The 23,755-nt window shown below is 39.8% G+C and carries 24 protein-coding genes and 1 riboswitch; of the genes, 16 read left to right on the top strand and 8 right to left on the bottom strand.

Annotated features, from left to right (window positions below):
- The first annotated feature begins 65 nt into the window (after positions 1–65).
- From AC3WLU_RS16285 to AC3WLU_RS16265, 5 genes are all read left to right on the top strand, one after another.
- Complete coding sequence (locus AC3WLU_RS16285) at positions 66–518, top strand: hypothetical protein (protein ID WP_440438647.1); 453 nt, start codon at positions 66–68, stop codon at positions 516–518.
- Positions 519–754: 236 nt separating this feature from the next.
- Positions 755–1,300 (top strand): histidine phosphatase family protein, encoded by a 546-nt coding sequence (locus tag AC3WLU_RS16280; protein ID WP_492597560.1) that lies wholly within the window; start codon positions 755–757, stop codon positions 1,298–1,300.
- 151 nt (positions 1,301–1,451) lie between these two features.
- Positions 1,452–2,240 carry an HAD family hydrolase gene (locus AC3WLU_RS16275; RefSeq protein ID WP_492597559.1) on the top strand — a complete coding sequence of 263 codons (789 nt, stop codon included), beginning with the start codon at positions 1,452–1,454 and terminating at the stop codon, positions 2,238–2,240.
- 116 nt (positions 2,241–2,356) lie between these two features.
- Positions 2,357–2,471, top strand: a riboswitch (TPP riboswitch).
- A gap of 135 nt (positions 2,472–2,606) precedes the next feature.
- On the top strand, positions 2,607–4,388 hold the full coding sequence (gene thiC, locus AC3WLU_RS16270) for a phosphomethylpyrimidine synthase ThiC (protein WP_048684249.1): 1,782 nt from the start codon (positions 2,607–2,609) through the stop codon (positions 4,386–4,388).
- A gap of 22 nt (positions 4,389–4,410) precedes the next feature.
- A complete protein-coding gene (locus tag AC3WLU_RS16265) occupies positions 4,411–4,581 on the top strand; it encodes a hypothetical protein (RefSeq protein ID WP_153246124.1) in 171 nt (56 codons plus the stop codon).
- 87 nt (positions 4,582–4,668) lie between these two features.
- Here AC3WLU_RS16265 and AC3WLU_RS16260 read toward each other — a convergent pair whose 3' ends face one another.
- Positions 4,669–5,178: a DUF3231 family protein gene (locus AC3WLU_RS16260; RefSeq protein ID WP_411739523.1), complete on the bottom strand. Its 510-nt coding sequence runs from the start codon at positions 5,176–5,178 to the stop codon at positions 4,669–4,671.
- Between the two features lie 99 nt (positions 5,179–5,277).
- Positions 5,278–5,421: a hypothetical protein gene (locus AC3WLU_RS16255; RefSeq protein ID WP_176548603.1), complete on the bottom strand. Its 144-nt coding sequence runs from the start codon at positions 5,419–5,421 to the stop codon at positions 5,278–5,280.
- A 178-nt stretch (positions 5,422–5,599) separates the two neighbouring features.
- Here AC3WLU_RS16255 and AC3WLU_RS16250 point away from each other — a divergent pair, with 178 nt between their 5' ends.
- Positions 5,600–6,232: a spore coat protein gene (locus AC3WLU_RS16250; RefSeq protein ID WP_063577311.1), complete on the top strand. Its 633-nt coding sequence runs from the start codon at positions 5,600–5,602 to the stop codon at positions 6,230–6,232.
- Positions 6,233–6,289: 57 nt separating this feature from the next.
- On the opposite strand, the gene AC3WLU_RS16245 is transcribed toward AC3WLU_RS16250, so the two are convergent.
- The 3 genes from AC3WLU_RS16245 to AC3WLU_RS16235 form a co-directional block, all read right to left on the bottom strand.
- Complete coding sequence (locus AC3WLU_RS16245) at positions 6,290–6,655, bottom strand: carboxymuconolactone decarboxylase family protein (RefSeq protein WP_098864922.1); 366 nt, start codon at positions 6,653–6,655, stop codon at positions 6,290–6,292.
- Positions 6,656–6,766: 111 nt separating this feature from the next.
- Entirely contained in the window at positions 6,767–7,492 is a 726-nt protein-coding gene (locus AC3WLU_RS16240; RefSeq protein ID WP_376708696.1) for a cytochrome c oxidase assembly protein, read from the bottom strand.
- Between the two features lie 46 nt (positions 7,493–7,538).
- Positions 7,539–8,057 (bottom strand): DUF2243 domain-containing protein, encoded by a 519-nt coding sequence (locus AC3WLU_RS16235; protein ID WP_057275556.1) that lies wholly within the window; start codon positions 8,055–8,057, stop codon positions 7,539–7,541.
- A gap of 266 nt (positions 8,058–8,323) precedes the next feature.
- On the opposite strand from AC3WLU_RS16235, the gene AC3WLU_RS16230 reads away from it, so the two are divergent.
- The 6 genes from AC3WLU_RS16230 to AC3WLU_RS16205 all read left to right on the top strand — a co-directional run bounded on the left by AC3WLU_RS16230 (position 8,324) and on the right by AC3WLU_RS16205 (position 14,713).
- Entirely contained in the window at positions 8,324–9,169 is an 846-nt protein-coding gene (locus tag AC3WLU_RS16230; RefSeq protein WP_034305265.1) for a manganese catalase, read from the top strand.
- Positions 9,170–9,350: 181 nt separating this feature from the next.
- Positions 9,351–10,331 carry an NAD(P)H-quinone oxidoreductase gene (locus tag AC3WLU_RS16225; protein ID WP_492597558.1) on the top strand — a complete coding sequence of 327 codons (981 nt, stop codon included), beginning with the start codon at positions 9,351–9,353 and terminating at the stop codon, positions 10,329–10,331.
- A gap of 199 nt (positions 10,332–10,530) precedes the next feature.
- Positions 10,531–11,298 carry an arylamine N-acetyltransferase family protein gene (locus AC3WLU_RS16220; RefSeq protein WP_063577307.1) on the top strand — a complete coding sequence of 256 codons (768 nt, stop codon included), beginning with the start codon at positions 10,531–10,533 and terminating at the stop codon, positions 11,296–11,298.
- Positions 11,299–11,624: 326 nt separating this feature from the next.
- On the top strand, positions 11,625–12,248 hold the full coding sequence (locus tag AC3WLU_RS16215) for a hypothetical protein (protein ID WP_057275559.1): 624 nt from the start codon (positions 11,625–11,627) through the stop codon (positions 12,246–12,248).
- A 259-nt stretch (positions 12,249–12,507) separates the two neighbouring features.
- Positions 12,508–13,077 carry a YdhK family protein gene (locus AC3WLU_RS16210; RefSeq protein WP_492597557.1) on the top strand — a complete coding sequence of 190 codons (570 nt, stop codon included), beginning with the start codon at positions 12,508–12,510 and terminating at the stop codon, positions 13,075–13,077.
- A 1,138-nt stretch (positions 13,078–14,215) separates the two neighbouring features.
- The gene (locus AC3WLU_RS16205) at positions 14,216–14,713 is read left to right on the top strand and encodes a GNAT family N-acetyltransferase (RefSeq protein WP_492597556.1); all 498 of its coding nucleotides are present in this window, start codon (positions 14,216–14,218) and stop codon (positions 14,711–14,713) included.
- Positions 14,714–14,862: 149 nt separating this feature from the next.
- Here AC3WLU_RS16205 and AC3WLU_RS16200 read toward each other — a convergent pair whose 3' ends face one another.
- On the bottom strand, positions 14,863–15,699 hold the full coding sequence (locus tag AC3WLU_RS16200; protein WP_492597555.1) for an RMD1 family protein: 837 nt from the start codon (positions 15,697–15,699) through the stop codon (positions 14,863–14,865).
- Between the two features lie 436 nt (positions 15,700–16,135).
- On the opposite strand from AC3WLU_RS16200, the gene AC3WLU_RS16195 reads away from it, so the two are divergent.
- The 4 genes from AC3WLU_RS16195 to AC3WLU_RS16180 all read left to right on the top strand — a co-directional run bounded on the left by AC3WLU_RS16195 (position 16,136) and on the right by AC3WLU_RS16180 (position 20,292).
- Positions 16,136–17,320 (top strand): glycosyltransferase family 4 protein, encoded by a 1,185-nt coding sequence (locus AC3WLU_RS16195; protein WP_336058278.1) that lies wholly within the window; start codon positions 16,136–16,138, stop codon positions 17,318–17,320.
- 20 nt (positions 17,321–17,340) lie between these two features.
- On the top strand, positions 17,341–17,664 hold the full coding sequence (locus AC3WLU_RS16190; protein WP_252279881.1) for a hypothetical protein: 324 nt from the start codon (positions 17,341–17,343) through the stop codon (positions 17,662–17,664).
- A gap of 37 nt (positions 17,665–17,701) precedes the next feature.
- On the top strand, positions 17,702–19,492 hold the full coding sequence (locus AC3WLU_RS16185; protein ID WP_492597554.1) for a glycosyltransferase family protein: 1,791 nt from the start codon (positions 17,702–17,704) through the stop codon (positions 19,490–19,492).
- A 314-nt stretch (positions 19,493–19,806) separates the two neighbouring features.
- Positions 19,807–20,292 (top strand): PaaI family thioesterase, encoded by a 486-nt coding sequence (locus tag AC3WLU_RS16180; RefSeq protein ID WP_492597553.1) that lies wholly within the window; start codon positions 19,807–19,809, stop codon positions 20,290–20,292.
- Positions 20,293–20,676: 384 nt separating this feature from the next.
- Here the strand turns inward: AC3WLU_RS16180 and AC3WLU_RS16175 are convergent, their stop codons facing one another.
- Both AC3WLU_RS16175 and AC3WLU_RS16170 read right to left on the bottom strand, forming a co-directional pair.
- Entirely contained in the window at positions 20,677–21,273 is a 597-nt protein-coding gene (locus tag AC3WLU_RS16175) for a hypothetical protein (protein ID WP_492597552.1), read from the bottom strand.
- A 93-nt stretch (positions 21,274–21,366) separates the two neighbouring features.
- On the bottom strand, positions 21,367–23,433 hold the full coding sequence (locus AC3WLU_RS16170) for a Na+/H+ antiporter (RefSeq protein ID WP_492597551.1): 2,067 nt from the start codon (positions 23,431–23,433) through the stop codon (positions 21,367–21,369).
- Positions 23,434–23,755 lie beyond the last annotated feature (322 nt).

Raw genomic sequence — 23,755 nt, 5'->3', positions numbered from 1 at the left:
GGTTTTTGGTAATGAAATGGAGTATTTATATTATATAATGATAGTGACAAAAGGAGGATGTTCAGATGGTATATAACTCGGCAGCAGAACTTAGTGAAGGGTTTGGTTATCCGCCCGTTCACGTTAAATTGACGATAGAGATCATCGATAAAAGGTTGGGACCTGTAAAGGCAGAAGCGGAGATTGCCATCAAGCCTGTTAAGGCAAAGGGATATCTGGAAGTATTGGTGGAAGAATTGGAATCGGAGCATATCTTTGCCGATGAAAATGGCAGTATCTATGGCAGCTTCGGCATCGATCAAAGCATCCAGATATATGATGAAGTCCTGACTACCATTCCGTTCGAAGAGATAATGGGAAATGAAAATTGGAAAGAGACAGTTGAGGAATCCATCACGGCGGATAAACTAAAGGGACAACTGGGGAAATCCCTAAATGATTATCAATTCAGTGATTTGAGCGGGAAATATAAATTCAGGAAAAGATGTACGATAACAGAACTCCAATTCATAGATTAAACGAAAGGAGAAGGCGATATGCTTTCTCTTTTTTACATATGGCCATAATATTTTTCCTTATGATAATCAAATTCTTGCAGTGACACAATCTGTGAGAACCTTTAACCATACACAAGGGGCGCTCAGTTAATGGTTTCAACTTGCATTTATTATATTGCTTTACATAGGTTAATATATTGTTAAGGGCTTTTATAAGAAATAGAAACGAATATTTTAAAAGATAAAAAGGAGAATATATGAAAATTGGTTTGGTACGGCATTTTAAGGTGGCACATGAATTTCCTATTGGGAAAGCTGTGACGGCGGATGATATGAAGCAATGGTTTGTGGACTATGATGCAGCGGATATTATTTATGGAACGACTTTATTTGGCGTGGAGGAATGGCAGGAATGTTATTGCAGTGATATGTCGAGAGCCGTCAAGACAGCGGAACACATCTTTCCAGGCACGGTTCATCGGATGGAGGAGCTGCGGGAAATACCTTCTCCCCCTCTGAGAGGAAGGATTAAGCTGCCGTTCATCCTTTGGGCCATCTGGATTCGCTGCTGCTCGGTGATCAACAAGCAGACAAGGGCGGAAATTAAGTTTGCTGAGCAAAGAATCAATAAAGTATTGGATGAAGTCTTTGCAAAGGGGGAAAGGAGTGTTCTGATCGTGAGTCATGCCGCCCTCATGGTATATATGAGGAAAGAGCTGATCCGACGGGGGTTCACCGGTCCAAAGTTCAAGATTGCTAGAAATGGAAAATTGTATGTATTTGAAAGCGGAAAAGGGAAATGAATATATGGTTCCCACCGGAAAAGGTAAGCCATTTTGCGAAGAAAGAGACATGCATTTTCCGAATAGTTATTCTTTTTTTATTGGTTGTGGTTTATTATTGTAATAGTGTAATTTTTACGAATTCAATATTGGGGAAAGAGGGGTGGACATTTTGCTGAAGGCAGTTTTTTTTGATTTAGATGATACATTACTATGGGATCAGAAAAGTGTAAAAGAGGCTTTTGTGGCCACATGCGAAGTTGCCAAGGAGAAATATGGTCTGAATGTCGAAGAGTTTGAAGAAGCGGTGCGGAAGGAAGCGCGTGATCTTTATTCTTCTTACGATACATATGCATTCACTCAAATGATCGGAATCAACCCATTTGAGGGACTATGGGGGAATTTTCGGGATGATCATGATGAATTCCGGAAGATGGCCGGGATTGTACCGGCTTATCGGAAAGAAGCGTGGACGAGGGGCTTGAAGGCATTAGGGATCGATGACCCGGAATTTGGGCTTGAACTGGCAGAACGTTTCCCGGCCGAAAGACGCAAAAAGCCATTTATCTATGAAGAAACATTCCGTGTTCTGGATGAATTAAAAGGAAAGTACAAATTGCTATTGCTTACGAACGGATCTCCTGAGCTGCAAAATACCAAACTTGAAATAACGCCTGAACTGGTTCCTTATTTCGACCAAATCGTGATTTCAGGCGCATTTGGACGAGGTAAACCTGATGCCTCCATTTTTGAGCATGCTTTGGAAATCATGGAGCTAGATAAGGATGAAGTATTGATGGTCGGCGATAATTTAATGACCGATATCCTTGGAGCATCACGGGTAGGCATAAAGTCGGTTTGGATAAATCGCCATGATAAGGAACGGAATGAAGTGATTCCAACCTACGAAATCACGCATTTAGAGGAGCTTTTTCCTATCCTTGGGAGCCTGGGGAATTAATTGGCGGTCCTCCTCCAAATAACAAATTTTAGATGATTGCAGAGAAAATACTAGGTCTTTTAAATTATTTACAGAATGAAAAGGGTGAGATATAGTTACCCTGTAATCAATTAAATTATTCAGACTAGGGGTGTCCAATAAAAGTTGGGCTGAGAGAGAAGCGCTTAAGCTTCTTAACCCTCAGGACCTGATCTGGTTCATACCAGCGTGGGGAAGTTAGAATCTACTTAACGATGACCTTTCAACTGGTCATTTCTGTAGTCATACTAACGTTAGCCGGGTCTTAAATATGAGACCTGGCTTTTTCGTGCGAAATGGATTGGATTTTGTCCTTTTTAAATGAACTTAAAAAGGAGAAATGAAATCATGAAGAGTAATTCAGTAAATGACATGAACGTTTCAATTATGTCCAGTTTTGCCGGGAGTAAAAAAGTGTATGTTGAGGGATCTAGACCCGATATTAAAGTACCTATGCGTGAAATTGAGCTAAGTCCGACGACAGGGGCATTCGGAGAAGAGGAGAATCCGCCTTTACGTGTATATGATACAAGCGGCTTCTATACGGATTCAGAATATCCGATTGATATTCATAAAGGCCTTGCCCCGATTAGACGCAGCTGGGTTCTGGAACGGGAAGATGTTGAAGAGTATGAAGGGCGTGAAATAAAGCCGGAAGATAACGGATATAGAAAAGTGGAGTCACAATCCAATGCCGAAGTTTTTCCGGGATTGAAAAGAAAACCATTGCGTGCGGTGAAAGGGAAAAACGTAACCCAGCTCCATTATGCCCGCAAAGGGATCATTACTCCAGAAATGGAGTTCATTTCGATCAGGGAAAATGTAGCCCCTGAGTTTGTAAGGGAAGAGGTAGCTAGCGGGCGGGCAATCATTCCGGCAAATATTAACCATCCTGAAAGTGAGCCCATGATCATCGGACGTAATTTTCACGTGAAAATAAATGCGAATATTGGAAATTCAGCTGTCAGTTCATCGATCGAAGCTGAAGTGGAGAAAATGACTTGGGCTACACGATGGGGTGCAGACAACATAATGGATCTTTCCACAGGAAAGAATATTCACACGACGCGGGAATGGATTATCAGGAATTCACCTGTGCCTGTTGGGACGGTTCCGATATATCAAGCATTGGAAAAAGTGAATGGGGTCGCGGAAGATTTAAATTGGGAAGTATTCCGGGATACTTTAATCGAGCAGGCTGAGCAAGGTGTCGATTACTTCACCATACACGCTGGTGTGCTTTTGCGATACATCCCAATGACAGCAAAGCGAGTTACGGGTATTGTTTCCCGGGGAGGCTCCATCATGGCACAATGGTGCTTGGCCCACCACCAAGAAAGCTTTCTCTATACACACTTTGAAGAGATTTGTGAAATCATGAAGACGTATGATGTTTCTTTCTCATTAGGTGACGGTCTCCGTCCGGGATCCATTGCAGATGCAAACGATGAGGCACAATTTGCGGAATTGGAAACACTTGGGGAATTGACGAAGATTGCTTGGAAGCACGATGTTCAAGTCATGGTGGAGGGACCCGGTCACGTACCGATGCATTTGATTAAAGAAAATATGGATAAACAGCTGGAAGTCTGTCAAGAAGCACCATTCTATACCCTGGGACCATTGACGACGGACATAGCTCCTGGATACGACCATATCACTTCTGCGATTGGTGCTGCCATGATTGGATGGTTTGGAACGGCCATGCTTTGCTATGTGACACCGAAAGAGCATTTGGGACTTCCGAATAAAGAGGATGTTCGGGTAGGGGTCATTACTTATAAAATTGCAGCACACGCAGCTGATCTTGCAAAAGGCCATCCGCAGGCAAGAAAACGGGATGATGCCCTTTCGAAGGCTAGATTCGAATTTCGTTGGAGAGATCAATTCAATCTTTCCCTTGATCCTGAAAGGGCGGTTGAATATCACGATGAAACTCTTCCGGCAGAAGGTGCCAAAACAGCCCATTTCTGTTCAATGTGCGGACCGAAATTCTGCAGTATGAGAATCTCTCAGGACATCCGTGATTTGGCGAAGGAAAAGGGTCTGGGCTTTGAGTCGGTAATTGATGAAGGGCTTAAAGAAAAAGCGAATGAATTTAGGAAAACGGATGGGGAAATCTATCAATGATTCCGACGAGAGGGAGAATTCGATGAATCGGGTAATCCAGATAAAAGTTGAAATGAAACAGTTGGAAACTCAATTGGAGCAGCTGAAAAGGGAGCTGAATATTTTTCGGGAGAATTGCAACCATGAATTTGTGAAAAATGATTATAGTCAACAATGTACAAAGTGCCACTTGATCGAAAGTCTTCAATGGTAATGATTCCTTAATCGTCCTTTTGGAATGAATCCCTTAATCATGTTGATTCGATTACAAAACATGATTAAGGGGATCTATCATTACTATTTACATACTTGTTTTATTGATATGAAGGGGAGGAGGGACAAGCCATCCTTTTTCCTTATTCAATCTTAGGAAGTCAGCACCCAATGCAGCTTTGTTGGTATGGAATTGCGCAAACATCTGTGCAATATCTTCGCGGATGCATTGACCCATCATTTGGCTGCAAGCAACTAATCCTGCATTAATATCGATTGATACTGAAGCGGAGATTTCAGGATCTTGAAGACGTGCCCCGACGGGAATATCCTCCAAATTAGCTTTAGGCCTTTCAGGTGGTGAGGGAGGCAGTCCTACGTTATTTTCTTTTAATAATGATTCAAGTTGGTCATGTTCCTGTTTCCCTTGATCGATCACTTCAACAAGCAATTTATACAGGTCCTTGTCGCCAGTATGATTAAGCATGGTTTGATGACAGGCAATCAACCCTTTTGTAGTTGTTAGAAATGCCCATGTTCCAAAAACCTCTCCGTAATGCATAGGCTCATCTTTCGGATTTCCGCTTAAAATTCCCATAACCATCCTCCTTGAAATTCATTAACGAATTTAAGTTACCCTGAATTCATCCAAGCATGCATCGTTGGTGTTTGGGAAATGTTAGAGGGCTTTTAATGCTTACCCTTTTATTCCTTGCAGCCATTCTTGATAACATTCATCACACAGCATTTCGTTTCTATCCGTGTCAGTAATTTGAAATGTTACTATATGGATTTTTTTTTCTTCCGTGACATCACTACAATAGAAGCATTGATGTGTCATTAGAAATCCTCCCATGTATATAAAGTGTTTATAGTTTAAAGCGCCACGGTTTTTTTATACAGAAAAAATGATGCAGCAGTTTATTGGTCTTCTTGGAAGAGTTTAGATTGAATAATCCGGTTGGGGTTTAACATACTAAACGTGTTCGCTTGATTGATAAAATGAGGAGGGAAATACAATGCAAAACCAATATCAACAAGGTCAAGTACACCAGAACATGCAAACGGGTGCTATCCCCCCACAATTGAATCACGGTGGTCACGAAGTATTCGATGTACATGAAGTGCTGTCGGGAGCGATCGGTACTTTAAACACGTATACTCTTTTGCGTCAGCATGTCCAAGATCAGGAATTACTCGACATTCTGGATCGTCAATATCAGTTCATCCAAGATGAATATAATATTTCATTGGAGTGCTTCCAAACGGGCCAGGATCCTTCTAAACCAACTCAGAGCTACAAAATGAATCAAGGTAACGATTTTATATATGGATTGACACCAACTCAGCCAAAAAAACCTTTGCAATCCGTATCGGAAATTACGGATGAATGCATTTCAGGCTTGATGCTTGCGGCTGTTAAGTCTGCGGCATCCATGAAGGCGATGGCAGCGCTTGAAATAACGAATCCGGTGGTTCGCCGCGTATTTGCAGATTCCGTTCCGAACTGCATTGAAATGGCCTATGAGATTTCGATATATCAAAACAAACATCATTATTACCAAGTTCCGCAGCTTGCACAGCAGGATATGCAACAAATGATGAATTCGTATGCCCCCGCACAAGGAAATAACAACAACATGAGTCATTAAAAGCAGTTATTAATAACATAAAGAAGGGATAGGACTGATTCTCCTATCCCTTCTTTATCATTGTTTCATCTGATTTATTTCCTGAATGCATTCCTGGATGAGGGTAACAGCCTGACTCATGGTTGCTCCTCCGCCAAATGCCGCGGTCACACCAATGGCTTCAAGAATTTCTTGTTCGGAACAGCCTTGATCAAGACATCCTTTTGTATGATAGATAATACAGTATTCATCTTGTGAATATAAGCTTATTCCTAGTGCGATAAGCTGTTTTTCTTTCTTGGACAATTGACCTTCTTTAAAGCACTCTTCCGTAAATGAATTGAATTTCTCAGCAAGATCTGGCATTTTATGCGTAAAGACACCGATTCCAGCTTTATAATCACGAAGAGCATTTTCAGTAGAATTGTTCGCTTCATATTCCATTTTTCATTCAGCTCCATCCAAAATTTTTTCATCAAAAATTAGTATGAGCTAAATGTTGGACGATTAAACAGAAACGCAGGAGTTTACCGAAGTAATCATGGAACCGCCTTCCTACAAGGCAAGTGACCCCTTGGGCCGGGTGGCTTTGAACCATTGATAGCAAAGGATGCATATAAGTGCAACGTCAATCGCATCACCAGCATAGTACATTAACATTCCGCCATTTTCCGCTTGTACCTTGGTGACTCCGTTTGGCGGGTGGGCAAAAATATATTTAGAAAGGATATCATGGCCGGCCAGTGAAATTGTAAATACGATAGCTCGAAACATAAAGCTGAACCTGTGGGGTGCAGGGTCCATATAAATCATAGACGCAGTGAATAGATAGCCCGCTATGAACACGTGAAAATGCACTAATGCATGCAGAAGGGCATTCTGATGCATCAACCCGTACAGACCAGTCGTATAAAGGATCCAAAGCCCTCCAATATTAAGCGCAGAGGCAGTGATTGGATTGCTTAAAAATCGCAGCGGCCAACTTTTCAACACCTTTGAAAGGCGTCTTGCTGATTGTACATCAAGTGTTCGCAGTGCAAGCGTAATGGGTGCAGCAAGCACGAGCAGGATGGGTGCAATCATTCCAAGCAGTAAATGACCAACCATATGCGCCGTGAAGTCCATATGCGCACGATTGGCTATTGGGCCTATGATTGCAGAGGCTGCACAGAGAGTGCCAAGAATCCAAAAGAAGGTACGGTATAATGGCCATTTTTTATAGCGGCGGTTCGAAATGATGACAGCTGCGATATAAATCACTAAACCCGGCATGAGTAGCATCAATAAAATCGGTTCAAAACCAGTTCCGTTATCATGAATATGTCCATTACTGTGCATTGCTGGCATCTTCTTTCATTTTAAGTAAGCTGCGCCTTGTTTGAATGACGAGGGTAATGCCAATCAAGATCATGATTGTAGCGGCAATGTTCCAAGTCAAGTCGTATGGGAAAATATCGACATTGTAACGGATTTGATGGAGGCGCATGAGCTTGTGCTGAATGATTCCGTCATATAACTGGAAAGAACCTGCCCCGAGCAAAACTCCCCCTATCCACCTTTTCAGCCATAACCCCTTTCGACGGCGAAGGTCAGCGAACATGAATAACGACCCGACCGTTGCGAACCAGCTTAGGGCATGAAATAAACCATCCGAGATAAGCCCGATACTGGTTGTGGATTTGTCATAGAAATGATGCCAATGTAATAGTTGATGAAAGATGGCTTCATCGATGAATGCAACCAATCCGATCCCGAATAGAAAACCGGACCATAGGTTACGAGCGGAATAAGTATAACGTAATTCTGAAATGGATTGATCTCTTTGATTTCGGGGCTTGAAATCCATTTTTCATCCTCCTTTTTCCTATATATGGTTCTTTCTACTTTACCCTGTATTTTAAAGTTATAGACAGGTAAATGGACCTTTTATATATCTTATTTATTGAGCGATTCATAGCACAAAGAAAATCCTTGGCTTATTAGTTCAGTCATCAATGTTAATGGTATGTAAATTTCTTCTAATTATTGTTCATTATAACTGAATTATGGTTTTAAGCATGTACAGGCGGGTAATAAAAAACCGTACATCATATAAAAAAAGGAGGAGTTAATATGTTTCGCCATCAAAAAGAATTGCAATTTGAAGTTAAGGTAGATCGACCAGATCCGATGCTTGCCCGTCAAATTCAGGAAGTGTTAGGTGGACAGTTTGGGGAAATGACTGTCATGATGCAATACCTTTTTCAGGGATTTAACTGCCGTGGAGAAGAAAAATACAAAGATATGCTGATGGATATCGGTACAGAGGAAATTGGACATGTAGAGATGCTTTGTTCACTCATTAGTCAATTGCTTGATGGCGCTTCTCCAGAAGATCAAGCAGAAGCCGCAAAAGATCCTGCTACAGCAGCGATCATGGGTGGTATCAATCCCCAGCATTTGCTTGTAAGCGGTCTTGGCGGACTGCCAACCAACTCGAATGGGGTGCCTTGGAACGGATCTTATATCGTAGCCAGCGGAAATTTATTAGCAGACATGCGATCCAATCTGCATGCTGAAAGCCAAGGACGCCTTCAAGTGGCCCGTTTATATCATATGACAAAAGATGAAGGGGTACGTGCTACCTTCCGTAAAATGTTAGCCCGTGATCGTTACCACCAATATCAATGGATGGCGGCCATTGCAGAACTTGAAGAAAAAAATGGCGTGGTTGTTCCCGCATCATTCCCACCGGAAGCGGAAATGGAATCTCAACCGGAAGCGTACGAATTCTGGAACTTATCGGAAGGTAATGAATCGGCAGATGGCCTATGGGCAACAGGAAGCGCCCCAGATGGTACGGGAGATTTTGTTTATGTAGCTGAACCAGTCGCAAAAGGACAGATTCCTAACCCTAAGGTTCCGGCAGCACAATTGCATCATGACCTGGATAGAAGTCAATCGCTTAATAAAAGATAATATAAACTTTTCAAAAAAAGCTCGATGGCCCCGAAAGGGACATCGACTTTTTTTATTCTGCCTTGTTTGCCAAAACCTAATTATTTGCTTGTGGATATTTTTTGGAGTAGGATAGTTTCCATCTTCAAGACAAACCATTTTAAAAGGATGGTCACTAATTTAATGGTAAGGAGTGGGGCAAATGAAAGCAGTAGTGGTTAAAGAACCGGGTGGTGCAGAACAATTACTATTTAAAGATTTTTCAAAGCCCGTGCCCGGTAAAGGGGAAATATTAATAAAGGTTAAAGCGTCTGCGATAAATAGAACGGATATTGTTTCCCGGGAAGGGAAATCCGGTTATATGGCCAATCCAATATTGGGGATTGAAGTTTCCGGGGAAGTGGTGGAAACAGGGGAAGGAGCAAATATACAAACGGGGACGAGGGTGATGGGCCTTGTAAACGGCGGCGGTTATGCTCAATATGCCTTGATGCCGGCTGATCGTGCAATGAAGATACCGGATAACCTGTCATTTGAAGAAGCGGCAGCGATTCCTGAAGTATTCTTGACTGCGTACCAAACCTTGTTTTGGTTAGGTGAATTGACGGATCAAGAAACGGTATTGATTCATGCTGGCGGAAGCGGTGTAGGCACTGCAGCTATCCAACTGGCAAAAAAACTGACAAAAGCGAAAATCATCACTACAGCCGGCTCAAAGGAAAAATTGGATTTCTGTCACTCACTAGGAGCGGATATCTGTATCAACTATAAAGAACAAGCTTTTGATGAGGAAATCCTGAAAGCTACAAATAATCAAGGAGTGGATGTTATCCTGGATTTCATCGGTGCTTCTTACTGGGAGAAAAACCTTAAAAGCATAAAAACTGATGGACGATGGGTACTGATAGGCATTCTAGGCGGAACTGTAGTCGAGAAGGTGAACCTGATGGAACTTCTCTTAAAAAGAGTTCAATTAAAAGGCACTCTACTAACTCCCCGGAGTGATGAATATAAAAAAGAGTTAACGGAAGAATTCGTTAAAAAGGCAATGCCGTTATTCCGCAAAAATGAAATCAAGGCAATCGTGGACCATGTCTTCCCTTTTGAAGAGGTACAAAGGGCGCATGAACATATGGAAGCCAATAAGAATGTAGGTAAAATAATCTTACAGGTAAATGAATGATTAAAGAAAAACTGCCTCGGTGCATGAATGGGGGAGGTTGCCCAGGATAAGGACAATATTGGGCGACCTCTTTTCAGGTGATAAGCAAAAGGTGGAGCTGATGGCAGATTGATTGAAGGATGAAATATGGACAAAGTATAATGAATATATACAAAGTCAAGATACGCTTCGCCGGTATCTGTCTAAGGGGGGAATCTTAATGAATGAACTGAATGCATTATTCAGGAAAAGAATAGGGCTCCAGGAAGATGTGAAACTGACATTTGAAAAATTAGACGAAATTCTTGATAAGACAGCGAAAACCATTCCTTTTGAAAACTTATCAATCATGGCATCCCATCTGAGTGATATCAATAAAGCGAATATCATGAACAAAGTCCTCCTGAGGAATGAGGGGGGATTATGCTATGAATTGAATTCAGCCCTTTATTTTTTCCTGTTGGAAAATGACTTTGATGTATCTTTGGTTCGTGGTGTCATCTATAATCAGGGGTGGATGACCATAGGAAGGACACATGTCACCATTCTATTGAACCATGAGGGCCAAACCTATTTGATCGATACGGGTTTTGGCGGGAATCTGCCATTAAAACCAGTTCCGTTGAACGGAGAAACGGTCGTTTCCCGAAATGGCGAATTCAGGATAAAAAAAGAAAGTACTAACCACGGAGATCATATCCTTGAATTAAAACTGAAACATAAAGATCGCGATTGGAGAATAGGCTATGCTTTCGATTCTTCACAACCCGTGGGAAATGTAGCGGAACTTAATGAGGTCCAAACGATCATCAGGGAAAATCCCCAATCGCCATTCAATAAACATCCATTAATCACCCGTTTGACAAACAGCGGGAACATCACTTTAACCGATACTTCCTTTACACAGTGGGAAAATGGAAAAATGACGAAAGAAGAAATAGATGGAACACGATTTAAAGAGTTAATGAAACAGCACTTCGATAGATAGTATAAAAAAATCTGAATATCAAAGGCATCCTTATCGAAAGATTGTCCATTCTAGACAGTTTTTTATAGAATGGTCTTTCCATAGGATGTCATGGATATGCAAGACTTAGAAAACTATTACTATATTAATTTGCGACACTCCTGCCGAATAGTTGGCCGGTAGAGAACCCGCTGAATGCTTTATGGCGGAAAAGTAGCGAATTTCTGAGAACACTTGAAAACTGTAGGCAAACTGTCTTACTACGAATTTGTCTACAGTCTGAAACATCCATTATGGATGTTTTACTATTTATTCAATACATTCGAATTCAGTGGGGTGAGAAGGATATGGAGAAGAAGAACCGATTGGTTTTTACTAGATCGAATGCAGCTGCTAAACGAAAATTCGATGAAGCCATCACCATTTTGGAATATAGTGTAATGCTTGTTGAATTCTTTGGATTACAAGAATTCAACAATATAATTGCCGGACAGTTAAGGCTGATTCTCTGTGAAACGAAAAATACGCGCATAAAGCGGGAAAAGGTCACAATTGACCAATCCTTAATAAAGAAAATCAATCCTAACCCGAAATTGTATCCCATTAAAGACTCCAATCAAATGAGCAATGATCATGATCATATTACGGAAGAACTCTTCGATTATACTAAACAAAGGATTGAGCTAAAGCTTTGGAGAAATCAAATTATCTATAAAATCGACATCGAAGGAAAAACCCAGGAAATTAAAGTCATTGATTTTATTAAGGAAACAGCTAATAAAATTGGCGGTGCACATGCTGAATCAAGTTTCCCTAATAAGTCCATTATTTCTGATGGACATACGAAAATCATGTTAATAGGTATAGCGAAAGGGTTATTCAAATCCATAGGCAGGGATTATAAAAAACATGCCTCCCTGAACCTTTCACATATCATGCAAAAAATCGAACAATCAACTTTGGAAGACTAGACAGAGGAAGGACTTTTGACCAAGTCCTTCTTGCTTGATTTCCAAGCACGATCCGGCAGGAATGAATACCTCAAATACCCTCTCTATCACTAAACCATTCTTTTTCCTCGTTAAACCACGCTCGATGGCATGCTGTTCACTTTTATCCAGACCTTTAATATGATCGCCATCAGGTTACATTCAGTCACGAGTGTACTCCATATTTTCTGCATATTTAATTGGTAAGATGGATGTAATCATAAAGGAGGTTTTATTCAATATGAAAATAAGAACAAAATTGCCTATCATCTTATCATTATTTGCAGCCCTGTTTTTAGTCCTTGGAGCATGTTCCAACAGCGATGATAAAAACAAAGAAGAGAAAGAAGTAAAGGAACATAGTGAAATGGACATGAACCATTCTAGCTCGGATGATGTTCCGGAGGGATTAAAACCGGCAGAAAATCCAACCTATGAAGTTGGAAGTCAAGCGATTATCGAATCAGGTCATATGGAAGGCATGAAAGGGGCGGAAGCAACAATAGTGGGTGCCTTTGATACGACTGCTTATGCAATTTCGTATACGCCTGCAACTGGCGGAGAAAAAGTGGAAAATCATAAATGGATCATTCACGAAGAAATCAAAGATGCAGGTGAAGTGGCGTATGAACCCGGAGCGGAGGTCACAGTAAATGCTTCTCATATGGAAGGGATGAACGGGGCAGTCGCTGAAGTTGAATCTGCCGAAAAAACGACTGTTTATATGGTCGATTTCACACCGACTACGGGAGGAGAAAAAGTGAAGAACCATAAATGGGTAACCGAAAGCGAATTATCAGCGCCTAAATGATTTAACATCAAGCGTTCAAAAACAGAAGAAAAAAGGATTGGAAACTCCTTCTTCTGCCTAGGAGGCTTGGCAGACAGTCGGAGGAAAGGGAGCGGATTTCCGAAAGAGGGTATGTGTAATGATTTCCACTCCAGGCACTCGCTTTCCGCGGGCGGGAGCCTCCTCGGCGCTCGCCTGCGGGGTCTCCCTGGCCACGCTTTTCCCGCAGGAGTCTCGTACCTTCCGTTCCAATCAACTGGAATTTTATAAAAGTAATATTGTAGGGAAACTGGCTCTTTTCCAATTCATCTACATTCTGACTGTTCCATCAATTTTTTGACAAAAGGGAGTTCGGATTGGTCCCACCCCGAACCATGAAATTAAAACAAGATTAGATTTTCATTGGTGTTTTTTTCCTGTAAGCCTCATAGGATTGAAGAAATTTGCGACACACCTGCCCAATCACTGGCTAGCCGAGACCCCACAGGCGCTTCTGCCTAGGAGGCTTGGCAGAAAGTCGGCGGAAAGGGAGCGGGTTTCCGAAAGGGGGGATGTGTAATGATTTCCACTCCAGGCACTCGCTTTCCGCGGGCGGTCCGCCCTCGGCGCTCGCCTGCGGGGTCTCCCTGGCTACGCTTTTCCCGCAGGAGTCTCGTACCTTCCGTTCCAATCAACTGGAATTTTATAAAAGTGATATTGTAGGGAAACAGGCTTTTTTCCAATTCGTCTACAGTCTGGCTGTTCCAACAATTTATTGACAAAAGGGTGTTCGAATTGGTCCCACCCCGAACCATGAAATTAAAACAAGATTAGATTTTCATTGGTGTTTTTTTTCCTGTAATTCTCATTGGATTAAAGAGATTTGCGACATTCCAGCCCAATAACTGGCTAGCCGGAGACCCCGGAGACGCTTGCGCCGAGGAGGCTTGGCAGACAGTCGGCGGAAAGGGAGCGGATTTCTGAAATCAACAGAACCATTCAAATAAAAAATGCAGGTAAACTTGTTTTCATTGAGCTTATCCACAGTCTGAAGGAGTGGTAAACAAATCCATTCCTTTTTTGTGTGAATGAATTTTCTTGAAAATTACTTTACTTGGAGTGTAAAACATTAGTTTCTGTTAATATGGCTTTATCTGAAATATGAAAATGGGGTGCAAGTATGATGGCTGGCTTAATTATTAGACCTTTTATGGAAAGTGACCTTGAGGCGCTGAGCAATTATTGTTTACCTATAGAACAAGCAATCTATACTTCTATACCTTTAAAAGTTATCGAAGACTTCAGGAAGGATAAATATAATCTCCCCATGGTCATTTATTTAGATGAGGATTTGATTGGTTGTTTTGCCTTATATACGGATAAAGCGGGAAATCAATATACAAATAATGAGAATGCGATCCTTCTTAAATCATTCTCCTTGGATTTGCGCCATCAAAAAAAAGGCATAGCTTTTAAGGCGTTAAAAGTGCTTCCTGATATGATCAAACTAAGTCATCCAGATAAAGATGAGATTATTCTAACGGTGCATCATTCGAATATCCCAGCGATAAATTTGTATAAGAAAGTTGGATTCATTGACAAAGGATACAGATTTAACGGGGAAGAAGGGGAGGAATTCATTTTCCACTTTGCTCTGGATCAAGGGGGATTTAGCTAACTTCTGGAATGCTTTGTCCCGATAGGAAAAGCATGTAGTTAAACGACAGTATACAGTCAGCTTAAATATGATGAAGTGGTTAAACGCAAAATAAGCATCAAAACGATGCTTATTTTTTTGAAGATATTCCAAACGATATGATTAAGAATTCATGGAATCCATCCTATAATTTCTAAAATCGTCAGAAGAATCTCAAAGACAATGAGAATTACAATAATCCATTCAACGAATAGTCCCCTGATCGAATGGCTGATGTTAGAAAACCCATCCATGATGTTATATAAAATTTCGGTTTTACTTTTCAAGATTTTATACCGATCATTCAATTCAAAAAATTCAAGCATTCTATCATAAAATTCGCCGGCAATGCTGCTTGTCCATGTAATATCAGGTTTATCCAGAATCATGATATATGCCAGGGTATTGTACTCGTGACGTACGATTTTTGCCGTAGTCCTCGCTAGTTCCTTGTTACCGATTCTGAGCTTGCCTTTTTCCAGTCGGTCAATCATGGCTTCAAGCTTGTCGTGGATTTTTCCTAGTTGTTCCTCCGTCTTTTCAAGTGCCACCGATTTTGCGAGAATGGTGGAAATTAATTCAGGGTAGAAAAATTCATATTTAGGAACAACTACATATTCGTCTGTCAAATTGATGTTTTCAGTTTCACTGAAGTGAAGGCTGTAATCATCCGTATATCTATCTACATTGACGAGATCAATGTCGGGCTCGAATGATTGGATAAAGGAGGAAAATGCCTTGATCTCATCCTCATGTGAGTAATTGATGAAGACGATGCTGCCAAAGGAAAAAACCAGCACCTGCTGCGATTCGTCCACATTTTTATAAAGGATGGAACGTAGAATATCGCCTTTAAGAATTAAAGGCTCTTCCCAGGTGAATTTTTTGGGGATGCCGCAATGAATGGCGATTTTGTTCAAATCGATTTCATTACTGATTGCACATGCTTTAAAGGTAATTGCCTCCATCTATATCACTCTCTTCAGCAAATTGGTCTTTTTTCGATTTTATTCTATTCTTACAAAAACATGCTTGAATAATTCTGGAAGTAGAAAAAAGTAACTGACTGGTAACTATACCAATAACCCCATTATGGATATAAAAATAATCAAGTCTAAGCTTTTGGGAAATATATGAAAGGGCGATTCCGGTAACTGGATCGTCCTTCTTTATTTTGCTTGTTTATACATACTGAAGCTTTACAAAAACATATAAAAGTTCATGAAAACTTTACTTTTATTTACAGAATTCTCACACTGATGTCAATATTCAGTAATACATGTTTGTTATAATCGATTGACGGTTTTAAAAAGTGGTTGGAAAAGGGTCTTTTTTTTAAAATCCTTCATTTACAGATAAGTAGCAGGCTGATTGAAGATGACTGAATAGTAGGAGTGAACAAAAATGGAGGAATCTATAAATCTATATGAGCTTACATTTAGTGAAAAAGATAGATATGTGATCATTACGAATGCTTATCCACATGAAGATCAGTTATATCGGAATGGGTTTATCCACCGAAGAGTCAAGGCTTATCTGGATGAGGGTTTGAAGGTGGATGTCTTTGTTTTGCATCCTGCCTATAAAAAAGCGGAAAAGTATACGTATGAAGATGTGCCTGTTTATCGAGGAACTGAACAGCATTTGCGCATTTTCTTAAATCATAAAATACATAAAAAAGCGCTCATTCATTTTGTTAATCCAAAAATGGTGCAAGCGATAAAAGAAACGAACACGGATTTACCGATTATCACCTGGATACATGGATTTGAAACGGAGGCATGGCATAGAAGATGGTTTAATTTTCTTGAAAGCCCTGAAAGCTTGAGGAAGATACTTGAAATGTCGGACGATTATTATGTATCACAGCTTTCTTTTATGAATTGGTTTTATCAAACGACTGAATTGGATACAACCTTTGTTCATATATCCAAATGGTTCAAAGAGCATATAGCGGAATGTGATGCAAGAGCAGAATCGAAAAATTCAATAATCATTCCTAATGTCATAGATGACAATCTGTTTACCTTTATTGAAAAGCCAGCTGAAATGCGGACAAAAGTCCTTTCAATCAGGCCATACGCTTCACGAAAATACGCCAATGACCTATCGGTGAAAGCAGTGCTGGAACTATCGAAGAGACCATACTTCGATAAGTTGGAATTTGCATTTTATGGCGATGGAAAATTGTTCGATCAAACCGTTGAGCCAATCCGGGATTTTGAGAATGTAACGATTCATAAAGGTTTCCTTTCTCAGGAGAAAATCGCTGCATTACATAAGAAGTATGGAATTTTCCTTTGCCCGACCCGTTTGGATTCTCAAGGGGTTTCCATGTGTGAGGCAATGTCGAGCGGACTAGTGCCAATTTCAACAGATATTACGGCAATCCCGGAATTCGTTAAACATGACGTTTCTGGCCTTCTAACAAAACCTGAGTCTCCTACCGATATTGCCGATGCAATAGAGCGCTTATATTACAACTCGGACGTATTTTTAAGAGTGTCAAAACAAGCTTCTCAGTCGATTCGGGAAAAATGCGCTGTAGATGTTGTTATAAAAAGAGAATTGGAGATCATCAAAGGTTAATGGAGGGGAGTTTTTTCAATATGGACGAGCGAAACGAATATTGGAAAACGATGTATGAGGAACTCGAATTACAAATGAAAGACATGATGTCCATGACATTGGAGCTCATAGAGAGCAACGGCATGGAAAAACAAAAAACCATTGAGAAAGTTACAAAAGAAAATAATAGGCTGCGAGAAGAATTAGAAAAAAGTAAGATGGCCCAAAAGGAAAATATTAAGCTTAACAAAGAAATACGAAGACTTAAGTTGTTAGAACATAAATTCAACGTTACGTATGCAGGGAAATTCACATTAAAATATCTTGCGCTTAAATCATCTATTAAAGAACAAATAAAGAAATAAAAATTCATATCAGATTTCAGTCATTGGAGTGAAAACTTTGAATTCACATGAACTAGTTGAAAACAGAAAAATGAAGGTACTTCTATTTGGCTTTATTGACATGAATTCAATGGATGGATCTGCAGTATTTTTATCTTCCTTAGCATCGACCATTGCGTTAGATTCCAACATCGAAGTTGACTTACTTTTAGCTAGTCCGGTCAAACGTGATATCTTAATTCAGCCACTAGAGAAATTTGATAATATAACCATTCTCAATCCTTTTGTAGATCCTTTTTTTAATGCCGCCGGTGATGAATGGGTAAAAAAAGGTGTCATTGATTTCGATATAGCTGAAATGCTCATTTCTCATTATTGGAGTCAAAAGGAATATGATTGGCTATTTGTCAGAAGCATTGAGACTGTTGAAAAAATCGCAAAGCATAAGCATATCATAAAGAATACATTAGTTTATGCTACAGGATTGACTCACATAGGTCAGGATGTTAATGAAGAGAAATTCGAGAGCATCAAAAATATATATGATCAGTGTGCGTATTTCTTATGTCAAACAGAAGAGATGTGCGAATTTGTCATCGAAATTCTTAATTTGAATAAAGAAAAAAACAAAGTTTCCCTGCTTACCCCGATGATACCAAACGTTGAATCAGCGGAATGGCAGACCCGGTTAAAAAACAAGCTTGTATATACAGGGAAATTCGACCCGGATTGGAAGACCATTCCCATTATTACTGCTTTTAAAGAATTAAAACGTGAGATCCCGAATCTATCACTTGATGTGGCGGGGGATAAATTCAAATGGGTTAAAGATGATTCTCAGTTTAAGGAAGAGGCGGCATACCTCCTTAAAAATACGGATGGGCTTACATGGTACGGTGCTTTGACAAGGGAGAATGCCCAACAATTAATCGTGAATAGTGATATTGGGATAACCTGGAGAAGTGAGGAAATGGACAGCAGTCTGGAACTGTCTACAAAGCTATTGGAGTATGGGATTTTAAGGAAGGCTGTAATAATGAATCCAACCAAAATGCATATGAAGCTTTTTGGCGAAGATTACCCGTTATATGCTGTTACAGAGAAGGATTTCCGTGACGCTGTCAAATTAGCATTATGTAATAAGGATATATATGAGTTTGCGGCCCAACGAATGTATCAAGTTAGCAGGCAGTTTTTATTTTCGGAAGCAATAAAAAAACTGCAAGGACCATTATGGAGCAAGCGCATTACCGATTATGTGAATGAAAGTGCGAATATGTTTTATATTGATGAAGATGACTTTGATGAACTGATTAGGCATACATCATTAAAAAAAGTGAAAATATTGCCTGCGGAGTTTAATGTTGACGAAGTTTTCATCTATATTGTCAAAAACATACCTGAAGAAATAAACCGAGTCGAAAAACTGTTTAAACTGTCTGGGTATGGTCAAATCATTTCAGCAGAAAAAGCTGGATGTTATACATTTCTCCACATCCATAAAAGGTATGGAAACTTTGAACGAAATTTTCAAAATAACGTCCCTTATCTAAAAACGATAGGATTTGAAACCTTTGGCAATCCAAAGCTAAAACCAAAAGATGTGGAGATTTCAATCAAAGAACGGGCAGTTGTTGATAAAGAAAAATATGATATGAAAGGGAAAAATAAGGAATTAGCTAAAGAAGTAAAGCAATTAAAAAAACTGAACACAGTTCAACTTAAACAAATTACTAAGCTAGAAAAACAAAATCAAGCACTTGGACGTAAATATAATTCACTTTCAAAGTCGAAAATGGGTAAAATGACATTCAAGTATTGGGATTTAAGAAAAAGGCTTAACTTTTAATAAGAAGGTAAGCCTGCAATAGAATGGTAGACACTTCTTAACTCTATATCAGTCAAAGGAAGGCTCCTGAATGCTTCTGGCTTACAGGGGCCTTTGTCAATTATATCGAGTAAAAGGAGCAGGGATTCTTGCAAACTTTTTATGTGTGTTTTCGATTAAAGCTGCATCAGGTTACTATTCTATGAAAATTAAAACTTGGTATTACCCTCAATAAAGACTCATGGAATTTCAAAAAACTAACCTTTCAGCATGTATCCAAATAGACCCCTTATACTTTAATGATGTTATAATATTCTGAAAAAGGGGGAGAGATGATGGAGGAGAATGTGATAAAAGCGATTCAAGATGATTATCCAGATGCATTTGCCTGGTGTTATGGATGCGGTCGCTTGAACAAAGATGGTCATCATTTTCGAACAGGTTGGCAAGACGAGCAAACAAGGACTATCTATACACCACGTCCAGAGCATATTGCAATTCCAGGATTTGTTTATGGCGGCTTGATTGCCTCTTTAATTGATTGTCACGGAACAGGTTCCGCTGCATTGGCTTTACACCGTAAAAACGGTCATGAAGTTGGAGATGGAGTGGAACCACCCAGGTTCGTGACTGCGTCACTGAATGTGGAGTTCGTAAAGCCAACCCCAAATGATGTGCCATTAATGGCTGTTGGGACGATTCATGAAATTCACCCTAAGAAATGGAGAATCGAAACAGAGGTATTTGCACTCGATAAACTTTGCGCCCGTGGAGAGGTAATCGCTGTGGTGATGCCAAGTACTTTTACAAGTAAAGAGTGATCTTAATTTATGTAAACGCATCGAATCCGGAATTAGATGCACTATCAAAGGGCCGTCCAATTATTTGGACGGTTATTTAGTGTATCTGAGTATCCATTTCAAGCATGTTATCGTAATAAAGGGGCATGTAGCTGGAAATTACAAGCCAAATATTAAGATATTAATATACTTACATTATAAGCAAAGGGAGGTTGCATGGATGAAAATAAACGTAGAGATAGATAAGGAGATCAAGGCGATAGAGTTGCTTATCCGCAATCGTGAATGGAATGAGGAAGTGTAGGTATTGATGGAATGCTTGAAGGAGAGGAAAAGACCGTATTTTGTCGGCAGAAAAGGAGAAATGCAGCATGTTTTTCCGGGCAGAAGAAATCATCTGTTTGTTCACAGAGCAAGATTCGATAATGGTGCGGACGAAACAGGGGATTTTCGAAAGCTTTCTATCTCTACTTTCGCTTCCAAGTGAAAATAATGAATGAAGGAATTGATAAAGAAGGGATTGAGAAGGATCGGCACAGAGGATTGATCAACCGAGTAAATTGGAAGGGGGCATCGGGCTTCTACTGGAGAGTTTGGAGCGAATACTCGTGAGTTTGGTGCTTTTAGAGGCGAGTTTGGAGCGAATACTCGTGAGTTTGATGCTTTTACTCGTGAATTTGATGTTTTTACTCGTGAGTTTGGAGCAAATACTCGTGAATTTGGAGCGAATACTCGTGAGTTTGGAGCGAATACTCGTGAAACACAGAAACGAACATGCTTTTTTTCATTGTCATTACGATGCATCTTGAATTCAAAGAAGAGTTCGTTGTATTGACCTGCCAGCTTCATGATACTTTTATGAACTGATTTAGGTTCAATTGTAAAAGCTGCAAAACGGTGATTTAACTCCATTGTGAGGGCCATAAAGAATAATGGGAACAGATGCCATGAATCCTCTGGAATTTCGATGAAAGCCCTTATACCTGCTCGATCTACAGTCATTTCATTTTATTTTTCCTGAGGTATTCATCCTTGCCTTGGAATGTAAATAAAGAGACACCGCTTCCTGTTGCATCGGAGTCTCTTAATATTTTATCAATTTTGTATCATTATCATTTCATCGTAGATTAAGTTTTGTCTAATCTCAGTTGCTGTTTGTATGGATATTTGCTCATCTTCAACCATTTGCGCAATGATATCACGTTCGATTTGCATCGCATTCAACTGAAATTGACTTACCATCTCTTCAAAGCGTTTTGCTTCTTTTTCACTTAAGGTTCCGAACGGATTCAAATAACGATTATATCTTTGGATGACAAGCATGACTTCATGGCGGTTTTCAGGTGCAGTTTGTTGTTTGATCAATAAAATGGCTTCCTTTGAAGCTTCTTTTTGTGCTTTACGAAACTCCCTGATCAGGTCCGCATTTTTAACGATGGAGTCCTCTAATTTCGCTTCCCATTTCTTATCCCATTTGACATTGATCTTTTTCTTGAAAAGAATAGCCTGCAAATTGATCCAAGCCCTTTTCAGGGAGGATTTTTGCATATAATTCGAGGTTCTTGAAAGATACACTTTATATAGTTCAAAGGCTGTTTCAGATATAGTCCCTTTTTCGACTAATCCAGAAACGACTTCCAATTCCTTATTGGCTCCTAGCTCCACTAATTCGCGTATTGTCCGATCATCCGGTCGATTCGTTATTCCCCGTTCCAAATCTATCAGTTGTTCATTTAAATCTTCCATTACTTGATGGACCGCTTTCTGATTCTCGATGGTTGCTTCTTTGCTCAGTTGATGGATCGTTTTATTTAAAACAATTTTATAAGCCTCCTCAGAGGTTAGACGCTCATCTTTGAATTCAATCGGTGTCTTTACCAGTAATGGCAAGAGAACCGTAGCCAAGGTGACGCTTAACAATATAACGCAAGCTGCGATAAACAAGACTGTATTACGCATCGGGAATAAAGTGTCATCCCGCATGAAATATGGTATGGATAAAGCTGTAGCCAATGTAATGGTTCCATGAATGCCGCAAACGGATGTCAAAAATGCAAATCGGGATCTTGAAACATTCTCCTCATCGGTGTCATTGCTATCTTCTGGATGAACCCTGGACATAATGAATTGCTCTAATGGATTCACTCTGTTTTTCGTAAAAGTATCATGCAGGATGTATACCCATATAAAACGGATCACCAATAATAAAAGAACGATTAAGACACTTATCCCAAAAAGAATGCCCCTATTTAAGTTGGACTCAATTTCCTGATAAACACTCGGCAACATAAATCCTAACAAAGCAAATACAAGTCCATTCAAGACATAACCTAATACAGACCATGTATTAGTTGATACAATTTGCAATTTAGTCGTGGAACTCTGAAGGCGATCCCGCTCGATGCCATGAATGACACCTGCAGCAACCACTGCCAAGATTCCGGAAACATGGAATTCTTCAGCTGCCATATAGATGGCAAAAGGCGTAATTAGTTCAATGACAATAGACATTGGGATTTCTTCAAGTCCATGAACCCGTAAAAATAATCGTAATTTAACGATTAAATAGCCCAATAGGATCCCTATAAAGATGCCGCCTAAAGCTACAAATATAAAATTAAGCGATGCATCTTTTATAGAAAACACTCCAGTTAAGGCAGCTGCCAGGGCAACTTTAAAAGCGACGATTCCGGCAGCATCATTGAAAAGTGATTCACCCTCAAGGATGGGCATCATGTTTCCAGGCAATTTCAATCCTTTTGTAATCGATTGTACCGCTACCGCATCCGTTGGAGTAATTGTTGCGGCTAAAGCAAAAGCCACAGCCATCGGCATATCAGGTATTAACCAGTGGATGAAAAAGCCTCCTGCAAAAACCGTCACAAATACTAACCCAAAGGCCAATAACAGAATTGGCTTACGCAATTCTAGCATTTCTTTACGAGACGTATTTTTTCCTTCTGTAAAAAGCAGCGGAGCAATGACACAGATCATAAATAATTCTGAATGAAAATCAAATGATAATTGAAATGGTAATAATGAGAACACTGCTCCCATGGATATTTGATATATCGGAAGTGGGATACGAGGCCATATAGCATTTAATATTGTAGCGATTATTGTGGACACCAATAATCCGAGCAATGTGATTAAGAATGACATAGAATCTCCCTTATCTTCTAATGTTTTAGTCTGATTGCCCATGCAATATAAAAAAGGTATTTAAAACAATATCCTTTCTTTAAAAAAGTAACCCCTACTTTATGGTCCTGTGTAGCTTATTCAAAAAACAATACTCCGCCAGAGACAGTATTTTCGACAATAGCCTCGGTTTTTGATATACCCCTTAGTTATTAATTACAAACAGGATATCACAAGAGTTTACGGTTTATTCAAAATCAACTTATGACATGGCTTTTCCATGAAAATTAGTTCATGTCGGAAACAGGATTTTCTGTATAAAATACCCTTAATGAAGAAACAT

The organism is Peribacillus sp. FW305-BF15, from assembly GCF_058783805.1.
The sequence above is the reverse complement of the archived record's forward strand: the minus strand, read 5'-3'. Positions and strand labels throughout refer to the sequence as shown.

Bases quoted from the DNA above. Each gene is read 5' to 3' on its own strand.
- AC3WLU_RS16200 (WP_492597555.1), bottom strand. From the start codon at position 15,699: ATGGAGGCAATTACCTTTAAAGCATGTGCAATCAGTAATGAAATCGAT.
- AC3WLU_RS16210 (WP_492597557.1), top strand. From the start codon at position 12,508: ATGAAAATAAGAACAAAATTGCCTATCATCTTATCATTATTTGCAGCC.
- AC3WLU_RS16180 (WP_492597553.1), top strand. From the start codon at position 19,807: ATGGAGGAGAATGTGATAAAAGCGATTCAAGATGATTATCCAGATGCA.
- AC3WLU_RS16195 (WP_336058278.1), top strand. From the start codon at position 16,136: ATGGAGGAATCTATAAATCTATATGAGCTTACATTTAGTGAAAAAGAT.
- AC3WLU_RS16225 (WP_492597558.1), top strand. From the start codon at position 9,351: ATGAAAGCAGTAGTGGTTAAAGAACCGGGTGGTGCAGAACAATTACTA.
- AC3WLU_RS16255 (WP_176548603.1), bottom strand. From the start codon at position 5,421: ATGACACATCAATGCTTCTATTGTAGTGATGTCACGGAAGAAAAAAAA.
- thiC (WP_048684249.1), top strand. From the start codon at position 2,607: ATGAAGAGTAATTCAGTAAATGACATGAACGTTTCAATTATGTCCAGT.
- AC3WLU_RS16285 (WP_440438647.1), top strand. From the start codon at position 66: ATGGTATATAACTCGGCAGCAGAACTTAGTGAAGGGTTTGGTTATCCG.
- AC3WLU_RS16220 (WP_063577307.1), top strand. From the start codon at position 10,531: ATGAATGAACTGAATGCATTATTCAGGAAAAGAATAGGGCTCCAGGAA.
- AC3WLU_RS16280 (WP_492597560.1), top strand. From the start codon at position 755: ATGAAAATTGGTTTGGTACGGCATTTTAAGGTGGCACATGAATTTCCT.
- AC3WLU_RS16250 (WP_063577311.1), top strand. From the start codon at position 5,600: ATGCAAAACCAATATCAACAAGGTCAAGTACACCAGAACATGCAAACG.
- AC3WLU_RS16265 (WP_153246124.1), top strand. From the start codon at position 4,411: ATGAATCGGGTAATCCAGATAAAAGTTGAAATGAAACAGTTGGAAACT.
- AC3WLU_RS16215 (WP_057275559.1), top strand. From the start codon at position 11,625: ATGGAGAAGAAGAACCGATTGGTTTTTACTAGATCGAATGCAGCTGCT.
- AC3WLU_RS16170 (WP_492597551.1), bottom strand. From the start codon at position 23,433: ATGTCATTCTTAATCACATTGCTCGGATTATTGGTGTCCACAATAATC.
- AC3WLU_RS16245 (WP_098864922.1), bottom strand. From the start codon at position 6,655: ATGGAATATGAAGCGAACAATTCTACTGAAAATGCTCTTCGTGATTAT.
- AC3WLU_RS16175 (WP_492597552.1), bottom strand. From the start codon at position 21,273: ATGACTGTAGATCGAGCAGGTATAAGGGCTTTCATCGAAATTCCAGAG.
- AC3WLU_RS16260 (WP_411739523.1), bottom strand. From the start codon at position 5,178: ATGGGAATTTTAAGCGGAAATCCGAAAGATGAGCCTATGCATTACGGA.
- AC3WLU_RS16240 (WP_376708696.1), bottom strand. From the start codon at position 7,492: ATGCTACTCATGCCGGGTTTAGTGATTTATATCGCAGCTGTCATCATT.
- AC3WLU_RS16190 (WP_252279881.1), top strand. From the start codon at position 17,341: ATGGACGAGCGAAACGAATATTGGAAAACGATGTATGAGGAACTCGAA.
- AC3WLU_RS16205 (WP_492597556.1), top strand. From the start codon at position 14,216: ATGATGGCTGGCTTAATTATTAGACCTTTTATGGAAAGTGACCTTGAG.
- AC3WLU_RS16235 (WP_057275556.1), bottom strand. From the start codon at position 8,057: ATGGATTTCAAGCCCCGAAATCAAAGAGATCAATCCATTTCAGAATTA.
- AC3WLU_RS16230 (WP_034305265.1), top strand. From the start codon at position 8,324: ATGTTTCGCCATCAAAAAGAATTGCAATTTGAAGTTAAGGTAGATCGA.